Consider the following 26056-nt stretch of genomic DNA (forward strand, 5'->3'; position numbering starts at 1 on the left):
ATGTCTGATAAACAAATCAAAGCCGTTACCGTAACGCTTAACCCTGCTCTAGACCTGACAGGCGCTATCGACGCACTTAACGTGGGTTCAGTGAGCCTAGTAAACAAAGGCTCTTTGCACGCAGCAGGCAAAGGCGTAAACGTAGCAAAAGTACTTTCAGAGCTTGGCGCGAAAATGACCGTAACAGGTTTCCTTGGTCGCAATAACGAAGAAGCGTTCTGCCAACTGTTTGAACAGATGGGCGCAACGGACCGCTTCATCCGTGTTGATGGCGCAACTCGCATTAACGTGAAATTGGTAGAGAATTCAGGCCAAGTAAGCGACATCAACTTCCCAGGTGTTCCTGTTGACGCTGAAGCGATTAAAGCGTTCGAAGAAACCCTATTAGAACTTGCTGAAACGCACGATTACTTCGTCATTGCAGGCAGCTTGCCACAAGGCGTATCGCCAGAGCTTTGCGCTTCTTGGGTGCAACGCTTACACGATTTAGGTAAGAAGGTGCTATTTGATAGCAGCCGTGACGCACTTAAAGCGGGTATCAATGCACAACCATGGTTGATCAAACCAAACGATGAAGAGCTTTCTCAGCTGTTCAACGCAGAACTCACCACACGTGACCAATGCCAACACGCAGGCCAAGCCCTAAGTGAAAAAGGCATCGATAACATCGTGGTATCACTTGGCGCAGAAGGCGTGATGTGGCTAAACCAAGGTGAATGGCTACATGCTCAACCGCCGCGTATGCAAGTGGTGAGCACAGTAGGTGCAGGTGACACATTAGTCGCAGGCCTATGTTGGGGTCACATGCAACAGATGCCAAAACCAGAACTTATTAAATTCGCAACCGCCCTATCTGCTCTAGCAGTTTCACAGGTAGGCGTGGGCATCACCAGCCAACAAGAGCTGTATTCAGTACTACAAAATATCCAATTACAGTCGCTTAGTGCTCCAACTAGCCAGTTAGACACAAGAAAATAGGACAAAAGGTTTATTATGAATATTACCATTATCACAGCTTGCCCTAGTGGCGTAGCAAACAGCATCATCGCAGCAGGCTTGTTAGAGCAAGCGACAAAAGCACTGGGTTGGAACGCCGCTATTGAATGTCAATCAAGCGTGCTACCTGACTCAACCGTATCGCAAGACGCTATCGACAGCAGCGACGTTGTGGTTATCGCAGCCAACACCAACGTTGATAAAGCGCGCTTTGTCGGTAAAAAAGTGTACCAAGCGGCTATCTCTGAATGCACTGCTGATGCAAAAGCATTCCTAGAGAAAGCGGTAGCAGAAGCAACGGTATTAGACGCTTCTCAAGTTGAGACTACAGTGGAAGTTACTGGTACTTCTCCAGCGACAGGCAGCAAGAAGATCGTCGCGATTACTGCTTGCCCAACTGGTGTTGCACACACCTTTATGGCAGCTGAAGCGCTTGAAGCAGAAGGCAAACGCCTAGGTCACCAAATCAAAGTGGAAACTCGCGGCTCTGTAGGTGCGAAAAACCAACTGACAGACCAAGAAATCGCAGACGCTGATCTAGTTATCATCGCAGCCGACATCGACGTTCCACTGGATCGTTTTAACGGCAAAGCGCTTTACAAAACAACGACAAGCCCTGCCTTGAAGAAAACAAAGCAAGAGATGGAAAAAGCATTCGCAGAAGCTAAACCATACCAACACACAGCTTCTGCAAATTCAGCACCTGCTGACGAGAAGAAAGGCGTGTACAAGCACCTAATGACAGGTGTATCGCACATGCTTCCAGTAGTTGTTGCGGGTGGTTTGATCATTGCACTCTCTTTCGTATTCGGTATCGAAGCGTTTAAAGAAGAAGGCACACTGGCTGCAGCACTGATGACTATCGGTGGTGGTTCTGCATTCGCACTGATGATTCCTGTTCTTGCTGGTTTCATTGCATTCTCAATTGCTGACCGTCCGGGTCTAGCTCCTGGTCTAATCGGCGGTATGCTGGCTAGCTCAACAGGTGCAGGTTTCCTAGGTGGTATCGCAGCGGGCTTCATTGCAGGTTACGCAGCAAAATTCATTGCCGACAAGGTTCAACTTCCACAATCCATGGAAGCCCTCAAGCCGATTCTGATCATTCCGTTTATTGCGAGTTTGTTCACTGGTCTTGTGATGGTTTACATCGTGGGTGGCCCTGTATCTGGCGTGATGAGCGCAATGACGACTTTCCTAAACAACATGGGAACGTCTAATGCGATTCTTCTGGGTGTGATTCTAGGCGCAATGATGTGTTTCGACCTTGGTGGTCCAGTAAACAAAGCAGCTTACACATTCGGTGTTGGTCTATTGGCTTCGCAAACTTACGCACCAATGGCAGCAATCATGGCAGCAGGTATGGTTCCAGCTCTAGGTATGGGCCTTGCGACTTTCCTAGTGAAAGACAAGTTTGAAGCAGGCGAGCGTGAAGCGGGTAAAGCATCATTCGTTCTTGGCCTATGTTTCATCTCTGAAGGCGCGATTCCATTCGCAGCGAAAGACCCAATGCGTGTTATCCCAGCTTGTATGGCAGGTGGCGCACTAACTGGCGCTCTATCAATGATGTTTGGTGCACAGCTAATGGCTCCACACGGCGGTCTATTCGTACTACTGATTCCTGGCGCTATCTCTCCAGTACTTATGTACCTAGTGGCGATTGCAGCAGGTACAGCAGTAACAGGCTTTGGTTACGCAGCTCTTAAAAAGATGAGCGATTCTAAGGCAACAGCAGAGGCTTAATCCCCCTACTCTGGTTAACGGCTCAGCCCGATAACCAGAGGCTCTTGATAACCGGTTTCTTGGTAAAACGGCTTCTTAAAACAAAGACTCCTCATTTGAGGAGCCTTTTTATTGTTCATATATTTTCCGGTCGGAATGAGTTAAGTGCAATATTGGTATATTTGATTAGCTACTTAGCGTTTCTACAAAAACACCCAGTTCACGACCAAGCCATGTCGCACGTACTGTGTGATCTAAAGTTTCTTCACCACCAGTTACCGGGTGAATAAGCACCGACATATCACCGCGCTCTTGCTCAAGCCATTCAACAATACCCGACTCTTTGTTAGCAAAGTGAATCTCAAACATTGGCATCTTATGTGGGCCAACCAAGCGCTGTATTAATGGGAAAGTCTCTAATACATCTTTACGTTCCGATAGAATTTTCTGACGAAGTGTTTCTGCTTGCTCTGCAAAGCGCAGAGGGAAATAGATATGACCGTGGTACATGGCACCATCCTTTAGAATTATGATGCGAACAGTTTAACCTGCTTTCTCTAGCAAGGACAGCCAACCAATGGCAGCCGAAGTATTAAACATCATGTAGAAGACTGATCTAGCTGAAATTTCTAGAGCATTGCAACAAAAACGCCACACGTAGTTTAAGTGTGGCGTTTGTTTTTAAGCTATAAAATGCTTTAGCAATAATTAGCGTTAGTAAATTGAATCAACATTCAAAGGACTGTTCTTTGGTTTCTCTAGTTTTAATTGCTCAACCGCACTAAGACCTTTAGAGCTAATTCCTCCACTATAAGACTTCGTGCCATCAGCATTAGTCATTGAGGTTTCGCCCACGTTCCAAGCAACAAAGAAATCACTTAAGTCATAGTTGGAAACGTAAGAGCTACATACCATCATTAAGTCGCCACCAGTTAACCCAGTCTCTTTGGCACTACAATAGTTTTCAACCTCATCACCCTCTGTATCACCTCGAGCTTTACGGTGCATAAGTTTGAACATATTCCAGCCTTCATCTTCACCATACACATCAGATTGGCTTACGCCGCGTGTATACCAATCATCAATTGCAAAGTTCGATTTTGCCCAGATTTTTAGCTGACCAAACATAACTAATCGTAAGCCTGCATCACCATGTGACCACGCATGTTGATTATTAAGCTCCAGCCATTTAGGCGCTTTCTTAATATCCGATTTAATACGATCCATTTCAGGGTTTGCATTGCGCCCCTCTAACTCTTGCATATACAACGCAAGAAGGTTATTGGTCACTTCTGTACTACCAGCCGCAAGGAAAGGAGCTGATGCTAAGTTATGACCCACTTCATGCCACAACAGCCAGTCGTTCACAGGGTTAGTTGGAATGTATGTTCGATTTGCATTAAAGCTTGAGTTCATCACTGGGTAGCCAGAGTGAGCCGCACCAATCGAAATCTGCACATCATTCACAAAACGATGGCGGAACGCCTTCAGTTCTGGATAAGTAAACCTAGGGTGTAAACCATCGCTTTGTTTCTCATCACGCCCGTAGAAGTCACTTGCCGCTTCAGCGAATCGATTCATATCAGTTGCGAATTGGTTCAAATCAGCGGATTCTAGATTCCTGATTGGGGTCGTATAAATAAATGAACCCGTATCGATTTCTGCAATTGGAGCCTCTGCCGATTGAATAGAGTTAATCCACTCCCCCTCTTTCCACCAAGCCGCTTTTAACGCGCCATTAATGCTAAACGAAACTTCACCAAGCTCTTTTACTTTCGGTTTAATGTAAATCAGGCCGCCATAAGGCGCTTTGAAAGTTAATCTCGAGCCATTGTAGTCAAAGCTGGTTTGCATACGTGGAGGGCGTTTCAAACTCGTTTCGTGATTCGGCTTACCTGTAAGATCATCCGCCATCATCACGGTAATCGTAGCTACCACACCGTCTTCAATAGATACTTCTTGTAATTGAGGTGCCCACAGACCTGTAGATTGATTATTCCCTGCGGAATATGTCACTGCTTTACCGTTGGTTTGAATCATTACCGTACTTGACGAGGATGCCCCCGAAGTTCGACCCGGATACATTGTGGTATCGACAACGATTTCATGATCCCAGAATGAGCGCCCCAACATGATACGAGTCAGAGGTTTCTCCATGTAATTTAATGGGTAGCTCGGATTCAACTGTCCCGATAACTCACCTTCACCATGAATCATTCCATTAGCGACTAACGACGCTTTTAGGTCAACAGGACACTGTGCATCAATTGTGTCTGTTTGATGTAAGCCTTCGGTATAACAGTTAAGGAACTGAACAGCTTGCTTGAACCCCAACTCATCTTGTATGCCTGTTTCAAAACGGTATGCGTTGTCGTTCCACATCCAAACAGACAGGTTATCAAACGCTTGATTCAATTCGCTGTTAGACAGACGCTTACCTTGAATACCTTTTGTTCGATAGTAAATCTCGTGCTCGTAAAGCGCTGTAAAGTTAGTGCCCAAGTTTGCTGCTTTCACCATACTGTCGACAACGGTTTTGCTTACTTCATAGCGGTCGAAATCGGCTCTATGATAAGCACCACGAACAGTAATTCCGTCTCCAGAACGAGTCTCTATACAGTTAAATTCGTATTCATAATCGTTTGTACAAAGATCAGTTGCAGCAAATGCCGATTGCAGTTCTTTGATCGCTGCTTCACGCTCTTCTGCGGATTCAACAAAGATACGTGCATATTTTGTCTCCATGACTGTTACACCAGACGTATCAAGCACTGGCTTCCCTTCAGCGTCTAACTTAGCAACCTCATAAGTCGGGATTTCAAATTTGATTTTGGATTCATCTTTAATCCACTCAACCGTACCATCTTGATTTACCGTGAATGGAGGCTCTCCTTGGTTATCTTGAAAACGCTCAAGAACTACCATTTCCTTTTGGCTCTTCACGTGAAGATTTGGATACGGTGCTTGGCAGTAATAAGAGCTACCGCAGAAAGCTTGGTTTGTCGGCGTAACGTTTTCACCACCAAGAGAGACACCTGCGGCATCCGCCAATCGCCCAATAGGTTCTGGGTTAGTCGTTTGAATCGCATCCATAAACAAGATATTGCCACCGTCATTAACATAGTTAATAAGAGCCGTAATATCGTCTTGGCTTAAGTTCGGGTTATCCAAGTCAGCAACAAACTGGTTAGTCATGCCATCTTGAACCAACTTAGGAGGGTATGCCTGAAGGATCAAAATCGGCGTAGTGCTCGTATTCAACCCATCAAAGTCACCTGAACCACCCTTTTCTACTGATGCAAAACCATACTGAGGACTAACAAAAAACGTGTACTGCTTACCCATTGTGGAGTGGTGATAAGCCGAATAGGCTTGGTCAATATTGGTGACTGCATTCATCCCAGCAATAGGCAAACCATTATTGAACCACTCAAACAAGTTCGAGAAAAACAGCCTCATGCTGCCTTGGTCATCATGCTGGAGGTTTTCAAACGTCGAAACAGTGCACTGCTGTTTGTTGCTATCGATGTGTAATGTGCGATTCGCCCAATAATTTTCTGGGCATGACAGAATACTTGGATATAAGCCATTGCCCATGAACACGACTTTACCCTTGCCTATCTCGCCTGCTGTAACGAATGGAAATCCATAAGTCGCGTTGTCTTCAGAGACTAAAGGGATCGGAGGCATCGAGATGCTTGGGTGTTGTGCGATGTAAGGCTTACCTTCACGAGTCCAAGCCTGTTGCTCGCCAAAATAAAGCTCACGGTTTTTATCAGTTCTTGGCATTATCACAGGGAAGGCTCTGTTCGATATGTTCAGAGCTCGCATACCACGGGTATACCCTGTCGCACCGTAAAAACTACCATTGTCATTGAAAACATGGAATGTGGTGACATTGTGGAAGATTTGCTGCAGAGACTCCGTAACATACTGACCAGAATCCATAGATAAAACGTCAGGTTGACGAACATAATCCATAAACTGAGGCGTTTGGCGCAGCTGCTCATCGATTACTGCCGTTAATCTTTGGCTAAACTGACCAACAAACTCATTAGGAAGTTCGAAGTCTGTACCCTCTATCAGCCCACCATTTGGTAGGTTTAGGTTGATCAGTTCATTTATAACGTTAGGGTACTTTGAAAAGGTATCTTGGACTTCTTCAGATATCTCATAATAACTTACATGATCAACCGCGTAGCACTCTAGTAATGACTGGATATTCGCTTTCTCAACCACATTATTGGTCACATCAGACAATTTATAAGCAATCTGATTACCCGTAATGGAGCCAAACTCAAACGTATCAATACCAAAAACGATTCTGTCGCCCCACAGGTACTCAAAGATTCCCTCTTCATCCGTCACGCCCGTCGCGTTAGCCGAAAAGAAACTGAGCCCAGAAATCGGCGTACCATTAGCATCTGTAAGCTTACTGCGAGTTAACACCTTGCCTTCAACACTTGGCTTATAAGCATAGGTAGACTCCGCGTCTGCAGAAACAAAACCAGCGTTAAGGTTATTGTCTGCATTAGGGTCAACCGCAGGAACAACAGTTATGTCTACGTGTGAACTAGGAGCCTTACCTACTTCATCTGTAGACTCTTCTTTTTTCGATGAAAAGTACGCATCGACAGCATCTTGATCATCAAGTTGCGAGAACACATCCTCAATATCAAAAGCATCCAGCTCTTTTAAACAGATAGCACTTTCAGTCTCACAAACATCAATTGATTCGAGTACCTTGGTAACGTTGTCTCCATGTAATTCTGTCAACTCAAATGCCGCATGAAGCGCATCATTTGAAATCGTGCTTTCTGTGACTTCAGGGAAAGGAGCCGTGAAGTCACCTAAAGTAAGGTGACCCAAGGTACAACTAAAACTCACGCCTTGTTTTACACTGAACGTTCCGTTTTCGAGATGAATGCCATCACAGTACACATCTCCAGAAACAAACGCCCCGCTCGACAACAGTGAACCGATGTAAGTTGTTGGGGGAATAATATCTGTTGGTGGAATAATGTCGGTCGGCGGAAGGATATCCGTTGGTGGAACAATATCTGTCGGCGGAAGAATATCCGTTGGTGGAATAATGTCTGTTGGAGGAACCGTATCAGGGCCATCATTATAGCTTAGTGAGTCGTGATTACACCCCGAAAGAGCCGCAGATATGATAGCCAACGCAATTAAGTTTTTTTTCATTGAGCGAAGTTAGTCGTAATTTTAAATGGACCGTTATCTTATAGATTTACTCCATCTCGATGACTATTGTTTTTTGTCTTAACCACAAAGACCATTACTCATAAGCGATTGAATAAGATAAATAAAAAGATAATTGAGACTCTCATTCCAATTGCAAAATCTCTCCTTACCTTAAAACGAAAAAACACCATATCTCGATTGAGATATGGTGTTTCTACTCATTAGCTCTTAGCTAATTCGGTATCACGTAAGTAGCGGCGCAACTGCATCACAATATTAAACATCACCCCCATCAAAAACAGCGTGATGACAATGCTGGCGCCACTTGGCAAATCGTAATAAGCCGACACCGCTAAGCCCGATAAAATACCGACAGTGCCAATCCCAATACTCGCGATAAAGAAGCGAACGCCTTTATACGCAGCTGCACATAACGCAGGTATCACCAGTAACGCAAACTCCAAATATATCCCAGTCAGCTTTACGGTGATCGGCATCAATATAGCGAAGATAAGATAAAAACCACTACCCTGCATAAATTCAGGCTTTACGCTAATCAACACCAACATCGCGGTTGTGATTATTGCCAATGGCCAAACGTCATCCCAGGTAGACCACAACAGCTGCCCGTTGAGAATGCCTTGAATAAAATAGGCGCCATGAGGATCTTTGCTGACCAATAGAATCGCTAGTGAAGCCGATACCACAAACAGACTTCCTATCATTGGTTCTAAGTGTTGTTTGTAACGCTTTTCCATTAACGCAATTAATCCGCACAGCAACAATGACATGACCCATGGGCCAATCATCTCTGCAAACCAAGAACCGCTAAACAGCGCATATCGGCTCAACCAATAGTGACTCAAAGCGGCGCCAAGGGCAGCCACTTGCGCGACAGCGAGATCAATAAAGATGATCTGGCGCTTGAGGACTTGCTCCCCAAGCACGATGTTGCCCACTAATGCAATTAATCCACACAATACCGCAGGTGCTAGCCAACCATATTCATTCAACATTACGATCTCGTTGATGTTTCTGGGTTAACGAGCGTTCTCAGCAACTCATCAATGACTTGATCGTACATTTGGTCAAGGCTCTGACCTTCTGCAACCGTCAATGGTAGCTGTATCGTAGGCTTGTTGATTTGCTGGTTAAGCCAATTAGCAGGACGCTGGTCTTGGTGTGATGAATACACAATCGCATCAAACGACGCAGGATCCAATTTGGTCAATGACTGTAAATGCGACGTAGTCGGTGATATCCCAGGCTTAGGTTCTAAATCAGCAATTTGCGCCATATCTAACCAGTCAAAGAGGTAACGATATGTGGCATGATAACCGACCACTTTTTTACCTTGTAACGGCTCTGCTTTCGTTTCCCACTCTGCCAATTTATTACGCCAGTTGGCACGAAACTTCATGCCATTTCGCATGTAGATATGTGCATTGTCAGGATCAAGCAGTTGTAAACGCTTGGTGACCTCTCTCGATATAGGAATCATATATTCAGCAGCAAACTGAACATGTGGGTTTCCGTGAGCATGGATGTCTCCCATGCTTCGATCGACATGATCATGGGTATCAAGCATACCTACCATATCGCTCGCGTATAACATGGTGGGCGCGCTATCTTGAACCGCAGGATTACCACTGCGTACCTGCAGCATTGGTAACCAGCCTACTTCTAATTCAGACCCTGAACACATTGCCATATCTGCTTGACGCATTTTGGCAATAAGTGATGGTCTTGCTTGAACATAGTGCGGGTCTTGCTTAGCCGTAGTCGCCGAATAGATGTTGGCATCAGGAGCGTGACTATGAACAAGAGCTTGCCATTCAGGCTCACAAACGAAAATATTCAACGCCATTGCAGGCGAAGATGCCATTATAGATGAAGATACAATGGCAACACCTGTTGCCATTGTAAGTTGGAGTTTCCTAGAATGCATGAGCACCGTGCGCCCCAAAGGTCATCACATACTGAAGGGTAAATACGTTATCTGTCTCTTTACTTTGGTTTTCAACGCGAGAGTATTGTGCTCTAACTGTACCAAAATGAGATGAATCCCAAGCGATCATTGCATCTGCTTCTTTGTCGTTCATTGCAGTAAAGTGCATGTGGTCACCATGTGCGTGTCCATCATAGCTTTCCGCTTCACCGTAGCGCAGGCCAGCAGACCAGCTTGGGCTAAATCGGTATACACCCGATACATAATAACCTGCTAGCGTATCTGGTGACTCTGCGTCATTTTTGTACTTGTCATCAACGATGCCATCTAACAGCATGTACTCAGCTGCAAGTGTGAAGTTTTGGTATTTGTAGTTACCGTTCGGAGCCCACTTCCATACAAAATCAGCACCGTATAAGTTTGAGCCCGTAACCGCCGCACCGTGGCTATGATCGTGGTCATGGTCATGCCCGTGATCATGGTCTCCAAACTCACGAACTTTACCGTTTTCATTTCGTAAGTAGCTCAAACCAAACTGCCAGCTTGATGACTCTGAAAAGTCATCACCCAGCTTAAGAGTTGTAGTGTAAACACCAACGTCAGAGCCATCATCAACAGACGACATCTTGCTACCACTTAACGCTTCAACGCCGAACTTCACATACAGATCTGTAGGAAGAACGATGTTTGCACGAACACCATCATCGTAATAATGAGAGCCTAAGAATGTGCGGTAAGCGGCAGGACGCTCAACAAAGCTATCAGTATGCATGTGTTGGTTATTCAAGTAACCAAAGTCTGATAAGAAACGACCACCTCGAATGCTTAAACCGTAAGGCATCGTCAGTGTTTCAATGAAAGCTTCTTCGAGCAGTAATTCAGTCTCATCATCGTGAGTTTCAATAACCGTAGTCAAAGAGCCATAAAACTTGTCATCAATATTCGCAGACATGTTCAGCTCTGTATGACCAAGACCAAAGCCTTCATCGCGCTCCGAGTTATTACGTTGACCGTCTTGATAATAACCATCAAGAACAACGCCAATTTGAGGGTTTGACAACGTGTCGGCAAAAACAGGGGAAACGAGAATGCTACCAACCGCTAGAGAAACCAATTTTTTATTCACAACTTTTTCCTTTCTAAGATACATCACCAATTAACTTATTGTTATGTTATAACATTTCAATAAATAGTTAATATTTGAGATGTAACAAAATATGAAATCACTTTAGTAGCAAGGCAGAAAGAAGAATAAAAATCTTTAATAATCAAAGGTATAAAAAATATAATAATTAGCAATGCGAATGATAGTGTGAAGGAGAGTCGTAACGGTATTTATCGAAGGGCTGATATAGAAAGGAAAGAATAGATTGATTAGATGAAACTGAAAATAGAGTTTGAGTTAACGTTGACCGTTAAAACAAACTCTATGAATGTGGTGTCGACTATTGTTTTAAAGAACTACGGGCGCAGCTTTAAAACTCGGTCAATGTCCTCTGCAGAATGGCGCTCTGGTACTTGCTCCCACTCTTCGCCAAATGAACGGTTAACCACTCGGCCGCGTTGGAAGCCTTCGCGCGCTTCTAGCAGCTTCGCCCAGCGCACAACGTTGGTGTAAGACTCAACTTGTAGGAACTCGGCTGCATCGTAGATTTTGCCTAGCACAAGGTTGCCATACCAAGGCCAAATCGCGATATCAGCGATGCTTAGCTCGTCACCCGCCACAAATTCGTTATTTGCTAACTGTTTGTCTAACACGTCTAGCTGACGTTTAGCTTCCATCGCAAAGCGGTTAATTGGGTACTCTTGCTTTTCATCCGCATAAGCGTAGAAGTGGCCGAAACCACCGCCTAGGAATGGTGCCGAGCCTTGTGCCCAGAATAACCAGTTAATGGTTTGCGTTCTTGCTGCCCCTTCTTTTGGTAAGAAGTGACCAAATTTTTCTGCTAGATGCATCAAGATAGATGCCGATTCGAATACATTCACGTCTTCGTCACCAGACTTGTCGACAAGTGCTGGTATTTTGGAGTTTGGATTCACTCCAACAAAGCCAGAAGAGAACTGATCAGCCTCACCAATGTTGATCAAGTACGCATCATATTCAGCTTCTTTAACACCCGCCGCTAACAACTCTTCCAGCAAGATAGTGACTTTTTGACCGTTAGGTGTGCCAAGAGAATACAATTGAAAAGCATGGTCACCAACAGGAAGATCTTTATCAAAGCGAGCTCCAGATTCAGGACTATTGATGTTTGCCCACTTGTTACCACCAGCAGTATCGTTAACCCAAACTTTTGGCGGAGTGTATTGTTCTGACATGATATTTCCTTATTAATATAGGGTCTCACAAACTGATATTAGGTCACATGCCTGCGGTTAAAACCCCTGAATACGATTTATTTTCAAACTGTTAAGCATGGCTTATTCCAGAAAGACATAACCCGCTTAAGCGTTGGTGTGTAGAAGGTAAGCCTGTATTCAAACTTCAATCTAATATCGATAAGTCCACTGCATCATTTAGCAATGATTTTACGAACGACATACCGACAGCTTCAAGAAAGCTGTGATAAAATCGGGATATTACAATTGATAAGGATTTGGCAATGTCTTCTGATTTCACAGGTTCGAGTGCAGCGTATGCTCGCCAAGAGAAAGGCTACCGCGAAAAAGCACTAAAACTGTACCCTTGGGTTTGTGGTAAATGTGCGCGTGAATTTGTTTACTCAAACCTCCGAGAGCTTACCGTTCACCACGTGGATCACGACCATACAAACAACCCTGAAGATGGCAGCAACTGGGAGCTACTGTGCCTGTACTGTCACGATCATGAGCATTCAAAATACACTGACCATGAGCGTTATGGTGTGGATGCAAAAGCGAGTTTAGATGATCATCAGTCAGCGACACACAACCCGTTCGCCGATCTCGCTAAGATGATGAAGAAGTAACACGCCTTCAGAGTAGTCTTTGGTAGATGGTAACTGCTAGATAATAGATAAATAACAAGAAACCCCAGTATGTCACCATACTGGGGTTTCTTTTATCTGCCGTCATAACCAAAGAATAGAATTCAGGTAGGCAGGATCAAAAAAGCCTTCCGAAGAAGGCTTTTTAAGAATCAAATCGAATTACGCTGCCGCTTGTTTGCGAGACTCTTCTACCTTCTTAGCGCGTTGTTTTAGCGTCAATTTATCGCGGTATGCAAACCAAACGTAAGACACAACCACTAAGAAGAACAGGTATGACAATGAAAAAATGAACGGCGATTGAATGATATCGTTCGAGATACCCCAAGAAACACCGATAACAGTCACTGCAATTTTCGCAAAAAAGCCACACATCAATAGCACTAATGCCAACTGTGGGAAACGCGTACTGCGGAATGCAAGCCAGTAGCAACTACCAACTGCTAGAGCCGCAACATAGAAGCCGAATAGGAAAGAGTGAATATGGTCAGCTGCCGCTACACCACCAGAAATTGACATCAATAAAATTAAAAACAGTTTCATAATACTCGCCTCACCATAAGTTGGAAACGCATCCTTTCAAATTTGGAATCTCAGTTTGCATACTATTTTCCCACTTTTTACGGACAACACAACCCCTCCAATCGAACAAAATGTAAGCAAAAGTACTAACAAAAAACACCCTTAACAATTGATTAACATTTTGTTTTTAATAAAACTCCGTTACTCCTTGTCTCATATGAACAAAGCGCTGTTTCGATTTATTTTGTTACACAAATTTAACCTTGGAAATTAATTAAAATTATTTGTAACTCTGTGATATCCGCACGGAATACGTGTCTATTCAAAAACCATCACCTCAAAATCCCTGAAATAATAAGAAAACAGAGCGAAAAAGAACAAAACAGAAAGGTGTTGAATACATTTTAAAAACCAATGAAAAACAACTTATTAACAAAATGAATTTAATTTACCGAAAATGGAAAAAGAGATTCCAATCACATTTTTATTGGTTATAATCCGCGCTCTTTTGCGCTATCTGTTGATAAACGCAAACTAATTTTGAAGAAACAATCACAATAACCCGTCTTTAGTTAAGTGGCTCTCCACTAACCGATGACAAAACTGAGAATAAAAATGAGCAAGATTGATAAAGCAACACGTATCCTGCTAGCAGGCTTCTGTATCAACCTTTGTCTTGGCATCCTGTATGCTTGGAGTGTATTTAACAAAGCGCTAGTAACTGAAGCTGGTTGGAGTGCTGCTGAAGCATCTTCACCTTACGCTATTGCAACTATCACATTCTCTGTTTGTCTTCTTGTTGCGGGCATCCTACAAGACCGTATGGGTCCACGTAAGATCCTTATCCTAGGTACAGCGCTTACAGGTCTAGGCATGATTGCTTCTGGTTTCGCTACAACACCTATGATGCTGAACATCACGTTCGGTGTGATGACAGGTGCTGGTATCGGCTTCGGTTACGCATGTCTTTCTCCATCAGCAATGAAGTGGTTCCACTCTTCTAAGAAAGGTATGGTTAACGGTCTTATCGCAGCAGGCTTCGGTCTTGCAGCTATCTACCTAGCACCAGTAACTTCTGCGCTAATCGACAGCATGGGTATCCAAACTAGCTTTATGATTCTTGGTGTTGGTGTACTTGCAATCGCAGTACCTCTAGCAGCAACTATCAACAACCCACCAGCGGATTACACGCCAGCTGAGCCTAAAGTAAAAGCAGGCCAAGCTCCTAAAGCGGTTAAGAAGACTGAAGACCTAACTTGGAAAGTAATGCTGAAGACTCCTCAGTTCTACTCTCTATGGATCATGTACGCATTCGCTGCATCTGTTGGTCTAATGATCATCGGTAACATCACTACGATTGCTAGCGTTCAAGCTAACCTGCCAAACGCAGTTTACCTAGCGTCTATCCTTGCAGTATTCAACTCAGGCGGCCGTGTTGCTGCGGGTATGCTTGCAGATAAAATCGGTGGCGTACGTACTCTACTTCTAGCGTTCATCCTTCAAGGCGCGAACATGGCTCTATTCGCTACGTTCAACTCTGAATTCACGCTAATCATTGGTACAGCTATCGCAGCTGTTGGTTACGGTACGCTTCTAGCAGTATTCCCAACACTGACTGCTGAGTTCTACGGCCTGAAAAACTACGGTACTAACTACGGCGTGCTTTACACGGCATGGGGTATCGGCGGCGCTATCGGTGCAGCAGTTGTTGGCTTCTCAATGTCAAACGGCGAAGGTTACGGCCTAGCTTACACAATCTCTGCAGTTATGATGGCAGTGTGTATTGTTCTAGCAATCATCACTAAGCCAATCTCTGAAGCTAAAGTTGCTGAACTAAAAGCATCACAAGCTTAATCAACAGAAAAGATTGAATTTGTTACTGAAGAGCTTAACCTTAGGGTTAGGCTCTTTTTGTATCAAGCGACTTCTCCATTGACGACCGAAACCACTCTTCAGCTCTCCCCTACTTATTATCTCGACAACTTCAATCGACTGGTTGAACACGCTCAAACGCTCTACCCCGATCTTCTGAGTGATGATGAATGTCGTTGGTTGTCCGCATACAAACGTCTTTCTGTTTCAAGCCAATGCTTAATGGTTCGTTTGCTTTCTCGTAAAGGCCGTTGGTTTCGCAACGATAAACTCAACTATGTTGAGATCCCAGATCTAAAGACCGCGCTACAAGAGCTAAGCAGCTCAGGCTTCATTGCGTTGAGTCACCCCGAAGAACAGCATGACCTCGCCATTAGTGAGGTCGAGCTAGGGTTGCACTTGCTCACCAAGCCAGAATTGTTGAATGTATTCCCCGCCCTAAAGAGCCGCAGAACTGCCAAGAAAGACGACCTGTTGCTACTGCTTGATCAGCAACCTTTTGATCAATTTCAGAGCCTAACCTTCGACTGTATTTACGTCGTCGAAGCTCAAGTTATCGATGTTTTGCTGATGCTGTTCTTTGCCAACACCTATCAAGACTTAAGCCAATTCGTCTTGAGCGATCTTGGGCTCAATACCTTTGAGAACTACCCATTAAGCAAGCAGCGCCGCTTCTTCACCTCTAGAGAACAACTCAATCAATTAATCCAGATGCGCGATATTCAACGCTTATATTCAGAAGGTGACCGCAAAGACGGTGAGTTTCTGGAACTACTTTTAAACTCGATTCCTGAAGAATCAGAACACAGAAGCATTGCCAGAAAACGATCGCGTTTGATCAATGGTATTGCTCGCGATCTTGAAAGGCTTAACCTAAACGACCAAGCTATCTTTTGGTTCAGACAATCGACACTTCCTCCCAGCAGAGAGCGACTTGCGCGCATCTGTGATAAGCAAGGTACGCTAGACTTAATGTGTGACATTGTCACGCAAATGAAAGCTGCTCCATCGGATGTGTCAGAGTTGGAAGTCGCTATTAAGCTTGAAGACCGGCTGCTACGGAAACAGGGGCACAAAGTTTCACGAACCATAAAGCCGAGCTGCAAAGAGTTAAAACTGGAATTAGACCTCAGCCAAACTCGAGTAGAGCTTGCGGTAAAGCAGCATTTTGAGAACCAAGGTTGGGACGTCTACTTTTCTGAAAACAGTTTTCTGTGTGGCTTGTTTGGTTTGGCTTTCTGGGATGTCATTTTCGCAGACGTTGAAGGCGCCTTTATCAATCGATACCAACATCGACCATTGGATCTGTACCATTCAGATTTCGTAGACAAGCGAGCCGAACAGGTTGAAGCCGTGTTTCAGACGATATCCAAACATGGGCTGAACCATTTGTTCAATACTTACGATGAAAAGCAAGGTATCGCGAACCCCTTTGTTCATTGGAATTATTTTCCTAAGGCACTCATCGAACACAGCTTGGCTTCGATTCCAAATGCTTTAGTTATCGATCTCTTCAAAGTGATATTGAGTGATTTAAATCTATTTAGAACTGGGATGCCGGATTTGATTGCATTCAAGGGCGATGATTTTCACTGGATTGAAGTCAAAGGCCCTGGCGATAAACTGCAAGACAACCAGTGGCGCTGGATTAAAGAGTTTGAGCGATTGTCTGTCCCCTTCTCTGTTTGTTACGTCAATCAGTGAGTCTTAGTTCTTAACTCTTAGCTGTTGGCTTTTAGCTTTTAGCTCTTGGGGCTTGGGGCTTAAATCTAGCTATCTTGAAACTCCAATTTCTGAGCACAAGCGAGTGACGCGCATCGACAAGTCACTCGTCCCATCAAGATCTTGTCTACAAAATTGTTAGAACATGAGCATTTTCAATCATTTTCGATATAATTATAGAAAATGCCTAATATTTAAATACGTATGAATTTGAAAAAACTCTTCATTTTAGCTTTTGTTAGCGTCTTCTCAGGTTGTGCCGTCTACGCGGGTTTAAACTTCGACGAACTGTTTGGTGAACAACAAGTACGCGATCGCCAAGCACCTATTCTTTCGGCTCAAGCACAGCACTTCATTGACGAAGTAAAGCCCATCATTGATAACCGATGTGTGGTTTGTCACGCTTGTTATGATGCCCCTTGCCAACTCAAAATGTCTTCAGTGGAAGGCATAGACCGAGGCGCGAGCAAGGCACTCGTTTACCAAGGCACCCGCTTAACGGCATCAGCCCCTACTCGTTTGTTTGAAGATGCGTTAACCACACAAGAGTGGCGCGATGCGGATTTTCATCCTGTACTCAATGAGCGCATGCAGAACTCAACGGCTAACCTCGATGCTGGTCTTGTTTCTCGTATGTTGATTCAGAAAGAGAATCACCCTCTACCCGATCAAACCCAGCTCGAAGGTTTCGACTTTTCAACCGATCGCGACCAACAGTGCCCAACGATTGAAGAGTACGCCCAATACGAGAGAGATTACCCAACTTGGGGGATGCCTTATGGGATGCCGAACTTAGATAAAACCGAATACGCGACTTTAATGAGTTGGTTAGAAAATGGCGCGTTAATGAACGACCATATTCCGCTGAATGATGCAGAGCAAGAGCTCGTTAATGTCTACGAAAGCTTTTTAAATAAGAGTGACAATAAGAGTCAACTTTCAGCACGTTACATCTACGAGCACCTGTTTTTATCGCACGTCTATTTTTCTGATTTAGCTCAACCAACACGTTTCTTTACTGTTGTTCGCTCTGCAACACCACCAGGTGAAGCGGTGCAGCGCATCACGACTCGCCGCCCTTATGACGATCCAAAAGTAGACCGTGTTTACTACCGTCTGATTCCAGAGCAAGGCACCATCGTCGACAAAACGCACATGCCTTTCGCACTTAATAAAGAGCGTCTACAAAAGTGGTATAGCTGGTTTGTCGACGTTAATTACACCGTAAAACAACTTCCTAGTTACGATATTGATGTTTCAGCTAACCCAATGACTTCGTTTGAAGCACTGCCAGTGAACTCGCGCTTCAACTTCATGTTAGATAACGCGCAAAACACCATCATGGCCTATATCAAAGGACCTGTGTGTCGTGGTCAACTTGCCTTGAACGTAATTAACGACCGTTTTTGGGTTTTCTTCATCGACCCAGAGAAAGCCGATGTTCCGGAAATCAACGCCTTCTATGCAAGCCAAAAGAAAAACTTAAAGCTGCCTAGCGAGCTAAAAAGTAACACCGTGCCTGTGACCAACTGGGTAAGATACGCGAAGCAACAAGCGCGATACCTAAACGCGAAATCAGACTTCACCAACCAATGGTTCGAAAGTGGCGTAAACCTAGACACTGGCATCATTTGGGATGGCGATGGCATCAACCCGAATGCTGCTCTCACCGTCTTTAGGCACTTCGATAGCGCCTCTGTTGTACAAGGGTTAGTTGGCACGCAACCTAAGACCGCGTGGATTCTTGATTATGCTCTTCTAGAGCGTATTCATTATCTTCTCGTTGCAGGCTTCGATGTTTACGGCAACTTTGGCCACCAGCTGATTACACGCATGTTCATGGACTTCTTGCGTCTTGAAGGTGAGAGTAACTTCTTAACCCTTCTTCCTAAAGACGTTCGCCACATTGAACACTCTAGCTGGTACCAGAACCAAAGCGCACAACTGAGTGACTACTTGCAGCGAAACATTGCGCCTTTTGATCAGCCGACCAGCGTGGTTTACAAAACGGCCGATCCTAAGCGTGAACTGCTTAATATGATCAAAGATAAGCTCGCACCTGTTCTCGATAATCGCTTTGAGATTGTTGAAACAGGTTTTGGTAGAAAGAATGAAGCACTGCTTAATCAAGTGAATTTGATTAAGGGAGAAGGCCTGCGTCATGTACCTCAATTAGTGATGATCATGATTGAAGGCGAAAACGGCGAAGAGCAGCTGTTCACCATGATTCACAATAACGCGCACAGCAACATTTCTAGCTTGTTTAATGAAGAAGGTAACCGAGATTACGCCAATGATGACCTAACCCTCGTAAGAGGCGTTGTCGGTAGCTACCCTGCGGCTTACCTATCATTAACCGAGAGCGAGATTCCTGCGCTAGTGAAAACGCTGCAAAGCTTAAACACAGAAGAGGACTACGTGGCGCTGCTAGACAAGTTTGCAATACGACGCAGTTCTAGCGAATTCTGGCCATTCAGTGATCGCGTGCATCGTTGGTATCAACAAGACCAACCGATCGAGTTTGGCTTGTTGGATTACAACCGCTTCGAGAACCGTTAGTTTTCACTCATAAAGCATAAAAGCAAAAATCCTCTGTCTTGGCAGAGGATTTTTTGTATATGAGAAAGTATCTTAAGTGCTATTGAGAAGCGACGAGTTCTCTAGATGAATCCGATGTTTCCGGTTGGTGTAGCTCATCAAAAAACGCACGCGCGGCAGGAGAAAGGGAATCCACAGGTTGCTTCAACACCACATAAAACTGACTCTTAAGGCTCCACTTCTCGGGCTGAAGCGGAATCAAAGCTTGGTCATAATGGCCACGGTCGATTAAGTGAGACGGTAAAAAACTCAGGTGTGTACCCGCCAAGGTTAAAATTACACCCGACTCGACATGCCAGCCATCAAAAGGCTTTACGGAATCGTACTGCTCAATATTCAGTAATCGGAACATCTCGTCTTTGGCATAGCCGCCCATATTGATACGACAACCATCTAATGAGAAATCCTTGTCCATGATCTTCTCAGCCAGATCCTTACGCGCATACAGATAACTGTGCTCTTCAAACAGTGGGTATTTATGTTGAAACGCTGATTTTTGATGTGACCCTAGAACCACTATCATCATATCAATCTGGTTCTTTGCTAACTTCTCATTCAACTGGGTGAAATCGCCGACATCAACACTCACCTCAACACTGTTACTACGTTGGTAAAACGTCTCGATCGCTTTGGGAAGGGGGTTATAGGGCAAAGTGACGGTGTTATCCAAGCATCCAATTCGCACATGCCCAGAGAGTTCTGTCTGTACACCTCGTAACTTATAAGCGAAGTCGGTTAAGGTCGATTTCAATTGGTTCGCATATTTATACACTTGCTCACCTTCATGAGTCAGCTTAAAACCACGTCGACCACGTTGGCATAATGTTAATTCTAAGCTTTTTTCCAAGGCAATAAGCTGATTACTGAGCACAGGTTGGCTAATCCCGGTGCTTGCGACCGCCTGATTGATGCCTCCTTGCTCAACAATTTCACAAAAAGGCTCTAATCTACGTAGGTCTCTTTTATCTAACTTATTGTTTGAATTCACTTTGCCACTCACATTTGTTTTTTGTTATGTTTACATCTGATTATATTCATTTATTAACAATAAATACATCAGTATGCTTTATTCACACTTATGGAATAACAATGCATGGATGGCACTATGGCGGCAGAAGCTTACGTGAATAAACCCGAAGCAACACACAGCCACAAAAAGATAGATGACTTCGAATTGGAACCCGTTCCCGAGAAGGCCAAACGCTCTTGGTGGGTTATCAGCCTTATTTGGTTGGCTATCGGCATCGATATTTCGGGATTGTTTCTCGGCTCGATTCTAAGCAGCGGTATTGGTTTTGAAGATGCTCTGCTTGCCACGTTTATTGGTTCAGGCTTATTGGCGATCATCGCGATGCTGTGTGCCAACATTGGCTTTCAAGCCGGCGTCTCTACTCCGCTGGTGAGCAGCGCGGTATTTGGTCGTAACGGCGGTAAAATCCTTGGCTTCATCAACGGCATCTCATTAGTTGGCTGGTTCGCATTCCAGGCTGATTTCTTCGCTTTCATCATGGTCGATGCACTGGCGAAATACGACATCATAATTTCACACCTCACCGCTCTCATTGGCGGCAGTGTATTAATGATGATGACGGCTATCTATGGCGTCCGTGCTTTAGGCAAACTCAGTACCTATTCTGTTCCATTGATGGTGACGCTGATTACCATCGGTTTGTTTATGGCCGCTGATTATCAAGGTGGCGCAGCACCATCGATTGAAGACCCTTTGACGCTTGGCCAAGCCATCTCTTTTGTTATGTCTATCTGGATTCTAGCCGCGGTTGCCGCACCTGATATTGCTCGCTACGCCAAAACACGTCGTGATGCGATTTTAGGAGCGGGTATCGGTTTCCTCGTCGGCAACAGTGCCATCATTCTTATCGCGTTGATCCTAACCAAAATGACAGGCACCGACGACCTAGTAGAAGTCTTCTTCACCCTAGGTTTAGGCATGGCAGCCATTATCGTACTGGTGTTCGCACAGTGGACCACCAACAGTAGCAACCTGACCTCTGGCGGCTTATGCATGTCGATGGTTCTCCCGAAGATTCCGCGCCCTGTTCTGGTTGTGATCATGACCATCGTTGGTATTGGCATTGCTCAGCTCGGCATGGTGAACAAGTTTACCGATTTCTTAATGCTCCTCAGCGTAACCATTGCACCTGCGGCAGGTGTCTACATCGTTCAATATTATGTTTTAGATTCAACAAAAATGAGCTTTGAGAACATCCAGCAAGTTCCAGCTTGGATGTTTAAAGGCTTGGCTTCTTGGGCATTTGGTACTGCATTCAGCGCTTGTACCGCGCCAGAGTTTTTCAACCTATTTTCGTTCACCAGCATCTCGGCGTTAGACGGCATTCTTGCCGCTGGTGTGATTTACCTCGCCCTAATGAAGCTTTCTCCTTCAAGTGATAAGGAATAGTAGTTGTGATTATTACTGAACAAATGATTGATGATATCGCGCTTGGTGCGACGGTATTAGGTACTGGCGGCGGTGGTGACCCATACAGCGGTGCCTTGATGGCGAAAGTAGCCATTGCAACGGCAAAGCACCCTGTACGCATGATTCCCCTAGAAGACGTTCAAGACGATTGGATGACTGTGCCCTCTTCTATGATTGGCGCGCCAACCGTCGCAGTCGAGAAACTCAATTCGAAAGATCAAATGTTGATTGCTTTCGAAGCGATGGAAAAAGCGCTCGGCACTGACGTAGCGGCAACGTTTCCTATCGAAGTAGGCGGCTTTAATTCATTAATTCCAATTCTCGTTGCAGCGCAAAAGAACATCCCTGTGATCGATTGTGATGCGATGGGACGTGCATTCCCAGAAGCTCAGATGGTGACCTTCTTCCTTGATGGTCTCCCTTCCGCACCGAACACATTGGCCGATGAGCGTGGCAATGTCGTCACGCTTTACCCAATTGACGGTATTTGGTCTGAAAAGTTTGCGAGGCCAATTACCGAGCAGATGGGCGGCTCTGCAGCAATGTGCGATTACCCAATGAACGGTAAGAACCTAAAACGCAGCGCACTGCCTGCAACACTGACCCAAGCAATGAAGATTGGTGCAACGATTAGACTGGCGAACGACAACAATCAGAGTGGCACACAGGCCGTGTTAGACATTGTCGGCGGCCATACCATCATCAGTGGCAAGATTGTTGATATTCAACGTGAAACCGATGGTGGCTTTGCCACAGGCGGTGTCGTGATTGAAAAGCTGGCTCAGTTTGAAGATACCGGCGTCGATAATGTGTTTGTGCAGTTCCAAAACGAATTGCTTCTCGCCCACAAAGGCACAAGTCGCGCAGACATGAACCAAGATAACCTGCTGGCATCAACACCGGATCTTATTTCGATCTTGGATCATGAAACGGGTAAGCCAATCACAACCGAACAACTTCGTTACGGGCAGCGCATCGACCTTATCGCCTACCCTTGCGACCCTAAATGGCGCACTAACAAAGGCATCCAAGTCGCGGGCCCGGGTTACTTTGGCTACACAGTCGAGTATCAAACCATTGAACAACTAAAGTCTGCATTGAAGAGGTAGTCGCATGACAAACATTACGCTTGATTACTGCCGCCTTGGCATTGACGTAGGTGGTACCAATACCGACGGTGTGCTGCTCGACGCAGACTTGAATGTGATCGCTAAGGTGAAAACCGCAACCACACATGACATTTCAACCGGCATTGATAACGCGATTTCTGCGCTATTAAACCAAGCAAACATTGATGGCAAACAGGTGAAACATGCGATGCTTGGTACCACTCAATGCACCAACGCAATTGTTGAACGAAAAGGCTTAGACAGAGTCGGCATGATTCGCTTAGCGCTTCCCAGTGGTGATAGCGTCCCGCCCCTTTGTGGTTGGAGTGAAGCGTGGCAAAATCTGCTTGGTGAACACTTCTACCAAGCGCACGGCGGCTATGAATACGACGGCCAGTTGATTGCCGATATTCAAGAGTCTGAGATCCGCGAGCTTTGTCAGAAAATGAAAGGCCATGTGGATTCCATTGCTATCTGCGGTGTGTTCTCTCCCGTCAACAGCGACCAAGAGCTTCAAGCAGCAGAGTGGATTCAACAAGAACTTCCGGGCGTGAACCTATCGTTATCCCATAAAGTGGGCAGCTTAGGGCTTTTAGAACGCGAGAACGCCACTATCCTCAATGCGGCTCTGCAAGGTACAGCAAAACGATTCGTAGACGGCTTTTGTAATGCACTCATCAATCATAAAATCCACACCACGCCCTATTTCGGTCAGAACGACGGCACACTGATGTCGCAGCAATTCGCATTGATGTACCCGATTCTCACCGTGGCTTGTGGGCCAACAAACTCGATTCGTGGAGCGAGTCATCTCACCAAGCTAAAAGACGCGATTGTGGTCGATGTAGGCGGCACTACGTCTGATATTGGTGTGCTGACTCACGGTTATCCGAGAGAATCGAGCCTCGCGGTAGAAATCGGCGAAGTGAGAACCAACTTCCGTATGCCTGATATTTTGGCGTTAGCCATTGGTGGTGGTACCAAGGTTCGCTTTGAACAGCAGCGTATAGAGCTAGGCCCAGAAAGTGTTGGCCATACCTTGACGCAAACGGCGCGTAGCTTTGGTGGTGATGAACTTACGCTCACCGATATTGCACTCAAAACAGGACAAATGCAGTGGCAGGCAGAACATCAACTGAGTGATGAGATTGGTGTTTCAGCCGAACAAGCAAGCAAGATTTATCAACAAATGGTCACGGATGTTGAAGAAGGCATCGATAAGATGAAGACCTCTGCAGCGAGTGTACCCGTAATCATGGTTGGTGGTGGTAGTGCCCTATTCCCAGATCATTTTGAAGGTGTGAGCCAAGTGGTTCGTCCTGAGCACTTTGAAGTGGCTAATGCGATTGGTGTTGCGTTGGGTGAAATATCAGGTCAATTCGATAAGATCGTACCGATTGACCCAGCATCACGTGAAGAGACCTTAAAGGGCTTGGAAGCGCAATCAAAGCAACTGGCGATTGAAGCTGGCGCATGCAGCGATAATGTCGCGATCATTGAACGCAGCGAGATTCCATTAAGCTACCTACAAGGCAATATGGTTCACGTTAAGATCAAAGCTGCAGGGCATATCAAGATGATTTAAAGTGAATCAACAAAAATTGTATTTAACCAAGTCCTATAACTAAAAAGCAGCCAATTCTTTCATACAAAATGAAGAAATTGGCTGCTTTTTATGTTGTTACTTTTGGTTTCTAGCTCACGATACGTTTCTGTCGCAACCTAAGGTTTGTTTTTATAACTGCTCTTGCAACGCCTCAAGTGACTCTTGAACCAACTTCGACAACTCGCTATCTTTGCCTCGGTATTCACCTAATGGATCGCTGCTCGCCTCTATCACTTGGCAAGCATTGAAAAGTTGCAACAAACCTAAACTGCCCGCGGAACCTTTCAGTTTATGAGCGAGAGATTTTACCTCACGTCCATTGTTCGAATCACTCGCTTCGACCATTTCGCTTAAAGTGACGCGGCTACTCTCTTCAAATAGTCCCACAATCTGCTTCATCTTTTCTAAGCCAAGAATGGACAAGTCACCTTTGATGACATTGGAATCAATCAATTTCACAGGAGTCTCTCCTTCGTCTTCAGTTTGCGAAGCCTTGATGGCTAGATCAGAGACGACGCTCGCCATCTGAGATGAGTACAACTCGTTGCCTTTATTACGTTGAGGCTTGCTGTTTTGACTGCATATAGAATCATTAGGATCAGGTTGTGGCAGTAGCAAAGTCTTGCCATCAAGCTGTGTCACAATGAGTTGAGCAAGAGCCTCTTTCTCTAACGGCTTAGGTAAGAAGCCATCAAAGCCAGACGACAAGTAGCTTTCCACTTCTTCGTTAAACACATGAGCCGATACTGCGATCATTGGAGGTACTTTTCGAATTACGTCTTCTTCACTTTCATACTGAAGCGCATCGTCTTTGAGTTGTTGAATTAACTCGACGCCATCGCAGTCCGGTAAGTTAATGTCCACCAGCGCAATATCAAACTCTTGCTCACTGAATATGGCTCTCGCTTCTTGTCCGGTTGTCGCGATCACAACCTCGTGTCCTAGGTTATGCAAAAAGCCTTCAGCAACGATGCAGTTTACGGGGTTATCTTCAATCAGAAGTACTTTAGCTCGAATACACGCTTCAATGACCGGTACTTTCGTTTCTATCTTCTCACCGGCTTCAAGTGGCAGTGAGAACCAGAACTGACTACCCTCGCCTTCTTCAGAATGAACGCCAATGTCCCCGTTCATTGCCAACATAATGCTTTTACTAATCGCTAATCCAAGCCCTGTGCCGCCGGTTTTGTTGCGACCGCTATCGGTTTGGGTAAAGGCATCAAACAGACAAGCTTGTTCGCTAGCATCAATTCCGACACCGGTATCTGACACTTCAAACATCACTCTATTTTCATCTTCGATATCTAAGCTGATAAAGATATCGACCGAGCCACTTTCCGTAAACTTAATCGCGTT

General features: G+C 45.0%; 18 protein-coding genes. 9 read left to right on the forward strand and 9 right to left on the reverse strand.

The window, feature by feature from the left end; all coding sequences use genetic code 11:
* Together pfkB and fruA are read left to right on the forward strand one after the other, a co-directional pair.
* The gene (gene pfkB, locus AB4484_RS24370) at positions 1–978 is read left to right on the forward strand and encodes a 1-phosphofructokinase (protein ID WP_372080796.1); all 978 of its coding nucleotides are present in this window, start codon (positions 1–3) and stop codon (positions 976–978) included.
* 15 nt (positions 979–993) lie between these two features.
* Positions 994–2736: a PTS fructose transporter subunit IIBC gene (gene fruA / locus AB4484_RS24375; protein WP_050712437.1), complete on the forward strand. Its 1743-nt coding sequence runs from the start codon at positions 994–996 to the stop codon at positions 2734–2736.
* 165 nt (positions 2737–2901) lie between these two features.
* Here fruA and AB4484_RS24380 read toward each other — a convergent pair whose 3' ends face one another.
* From AB4484_RS24380 to yghU, 6 genes are all read right to left on the reverse strand, one after another.
* Positions 2902–3225 (reverse strand): DOPA 4,5-dioxygenase family protein, encoded by a 324-nt coding sequence (locus tag AB4484_RS24380; protein ID WP_372080797.1) that lies wholly within the window; start codon positions 3223–3225, stop codon positions 2902–2904.
* A gap of 204 nt (positions 3226–3429) precedes the next feature.
* Positions 3430–7917, reverse strand: a complete 4488-nt coding sequence (locus tag AB4484_RS24385) for an SslE/AcfD family lipoprotein zinc metalloprotease (RefSeq protein WP_372080798.1) — start codon at positions 7915–7917, stop codon at positions 3430–3432.
* Positions 7918–8138: 221 nt separating this feature from the next.
* A complete protein-coding gene (locus AB4484_RS24390; protein ID WP_372080799.1) occupies positions 8139–8933 on the reverse strand; it encodes a metal ABC transporter permease in 795 nt (264 codons plus the stop codon).
* A complete protein-coding gene (locus tag AB4484_RS24395) occupies positions 8933–9838 on the reverse strand; it encodes a metal ABC transporter solute-binding protein, Zn/Mn family (RefSeq protein WP_086967775.1) in 906 nt (301 codons plus the stop codon). Before AB4484_RS24395 ends, AB4484_RS24390 begins: the two co-directional genes overlap by 1 nt.
* Before the next feature lie 16 nt (positions 9839–9854).
* Positions 9855–10991: a hypothetical protein gene (locus tag AB4484_RS24400; RefSeq protein ID WP_060981514.1), complete on the reverse strand. Its 1137-nt coding sequence runs from the start codon at positions 10989–10991 to the stop codon at positions 9855–9857.
* 335 nt (positions 10992–11326) lie between these two features.
* Positions 11327–12184, reverse strand: a complete 858-nt coding sequence (yghU, locus tag AB4484_RS24405) for a glutathione-dependent disulfide-bond oxidoreductase (RefSeq protein ID WP_372080800.1) — start codon at positions 12182–12184, stop codon at positions 11327–11329.
* A 284-nt stretch (positions 12185–12468) separates the two neighbouring features.
* On the opposite strand from yghU, the gene AB4484_RS24410 reads away from it, so the two are divergent.
* On the forward strand, positions 12469–12813 hold the full coding sequence (locus tag AB4484_RS24410) for a YajD family HNH nuclease (protein WP_017060876.1): 345 nt from the start codon (positions 12469–12471) through the stop codon (positions 12811–12813).
* A gap of 180 nt (positions 12814–12993) precedes the next feature.
* On the opposite strand, the gene AB4484_RS24415 is transcribed toward AB4484_RS24410, so the two are convergent.
* Entirely contained in the window at positions 12994–13374 is a 381-nt protein-coding gene (locus AB4484_RS24415; RefSeq protein WP_017064770.1) for a hypothetical protein, read from the reverse strand.
* Between the two features lie 594 nt (positions 13375–13968).
* Here AB4484_RS24415 and AB4484_RS24420 point away from each other — a divergent pair.
* The 3 genes from AB4484_RS24420 to AB4484_RS24430 all read left to right on the forward strand — a co-directional run bounded on the left by AB4484_RS24420 (position 13969) and on the right by AB4484_RS24430 (position 19506).
* Positions 13969–15207 carry an OFA family MFS transporter gene (locus AB4484_RS24420; protein WP_048608721.1) on the forward strand — a complete coding sequence of 413 codons (1239 nt, stop codon included), beginning with the start codon at positions 13969–13971 and terminating at the stop codon, positions 15205–15207.
* Positions 15208–15264: 57 nt separating this feature from the next.
* The gene (locus AB4484_RS24425; RefSeq protein WP_372080801.1) at positions 15265–16929 is read left to right on the forward strand and encodes a VRR-NUC domain-containing protein; all 1665 of its coding nucleotides are present in this window, start codon (positions 15265–15267) and stop codon (positions 16927–16929) included.
* A 222-nt stretch (positions 16930–17151) separates the two neighbouring features.
* Positions 17152–19506 (forward strand): fatty acid cis/trans isomerase, encoded by a 2355-nt coding sequence (locus AB4484_RS24430; RefSeq protein WP_372080802.1) that lies wholly within the window; start codon positions 17152–17154, stop codon positions 19504–19506.
* A 79-nt stretch (positions 19507–19585) separates the two neighbouring features.
* Here AB4484_RS24430 and AB4484_RS24435 read toward each other — a convergent pair whose 3' ends face one another.
* A complete protein-coding gene (locus AB4484_RS24435; protein ID WP_372080803.1) occupies positions 19586–20545 on the reverse strand; it encodes a LysR family transcriptional regulator in 960 nt (319 codons plus the stop codon).
* A gap of 93 nt (positions 20546–20638) precedes the next feature.
* On the opposite strand from AB4484_RS24435, the gene AB4484_RS24440 reads away from it, so the two are divergent.
* From AB4484_RS24440 to AB4484_RS24450, 3 genes are read left to right on the forward strand one after another with little or no spacing between them, the layout of a single operon-like run.
* On the forward strand, positions 20639–21964 hold the full coding sequence (locus AB4484_RS24440) for a cytosine permease (RefSeq protein ID WP_017064775.1): 1326 nt from the start codon (positions 20639–20641) through the stop codon (positions 21962–21964).
* 5 nt (positions 21965–21969) lie between these two features.
* Positions 21970–23094 (forward strand): DUF917 domain-containing protein, encoded by a 1125-nt coding sequence (locus tag AB4484_RS24445; protein WP_372080804.1) that lies wholly within the window; start codon positions 21970–21972, stop codon positions 23092–23094.
* Between the two features lie 4 nt (positions 23095–23098).
* On the forward strand, positions 23099–24679 hold the full coding sequence (locus tag AB4484_RS24450; RefSeq protein ID WP_372080805.1) for a hydantoinase/oxoprolinase N-terminal domain-containing protein: 1581 nt from the start codon (positions 23099–23101) through the stop codon (positions 24677–24679).
* Positions 24680–24829: 150 nt separating this feature from the next.
* Here AB4484_RS24450 and AB4484_RS24455 read toward each other — a convergent pair.
* A partial coding sequence (locus AB4484_RS24455) for an ATP-binding protein (protein WP_372080806.1) occupies positions 24830–26056 on the reverse strand: 1227 nt, incomplete at its 5' end.

The organism is Vibrio sp. 10N.261.46.A3, assembly GCF_041472995.1.
Taxonomy (GTDB): domain Bacteria; phylum Pseudomonadota; class Gammaproteobacteria; order Enterobacterales; family Vibrionaceae; genus Vibrio; species Vibrio coralliirubri.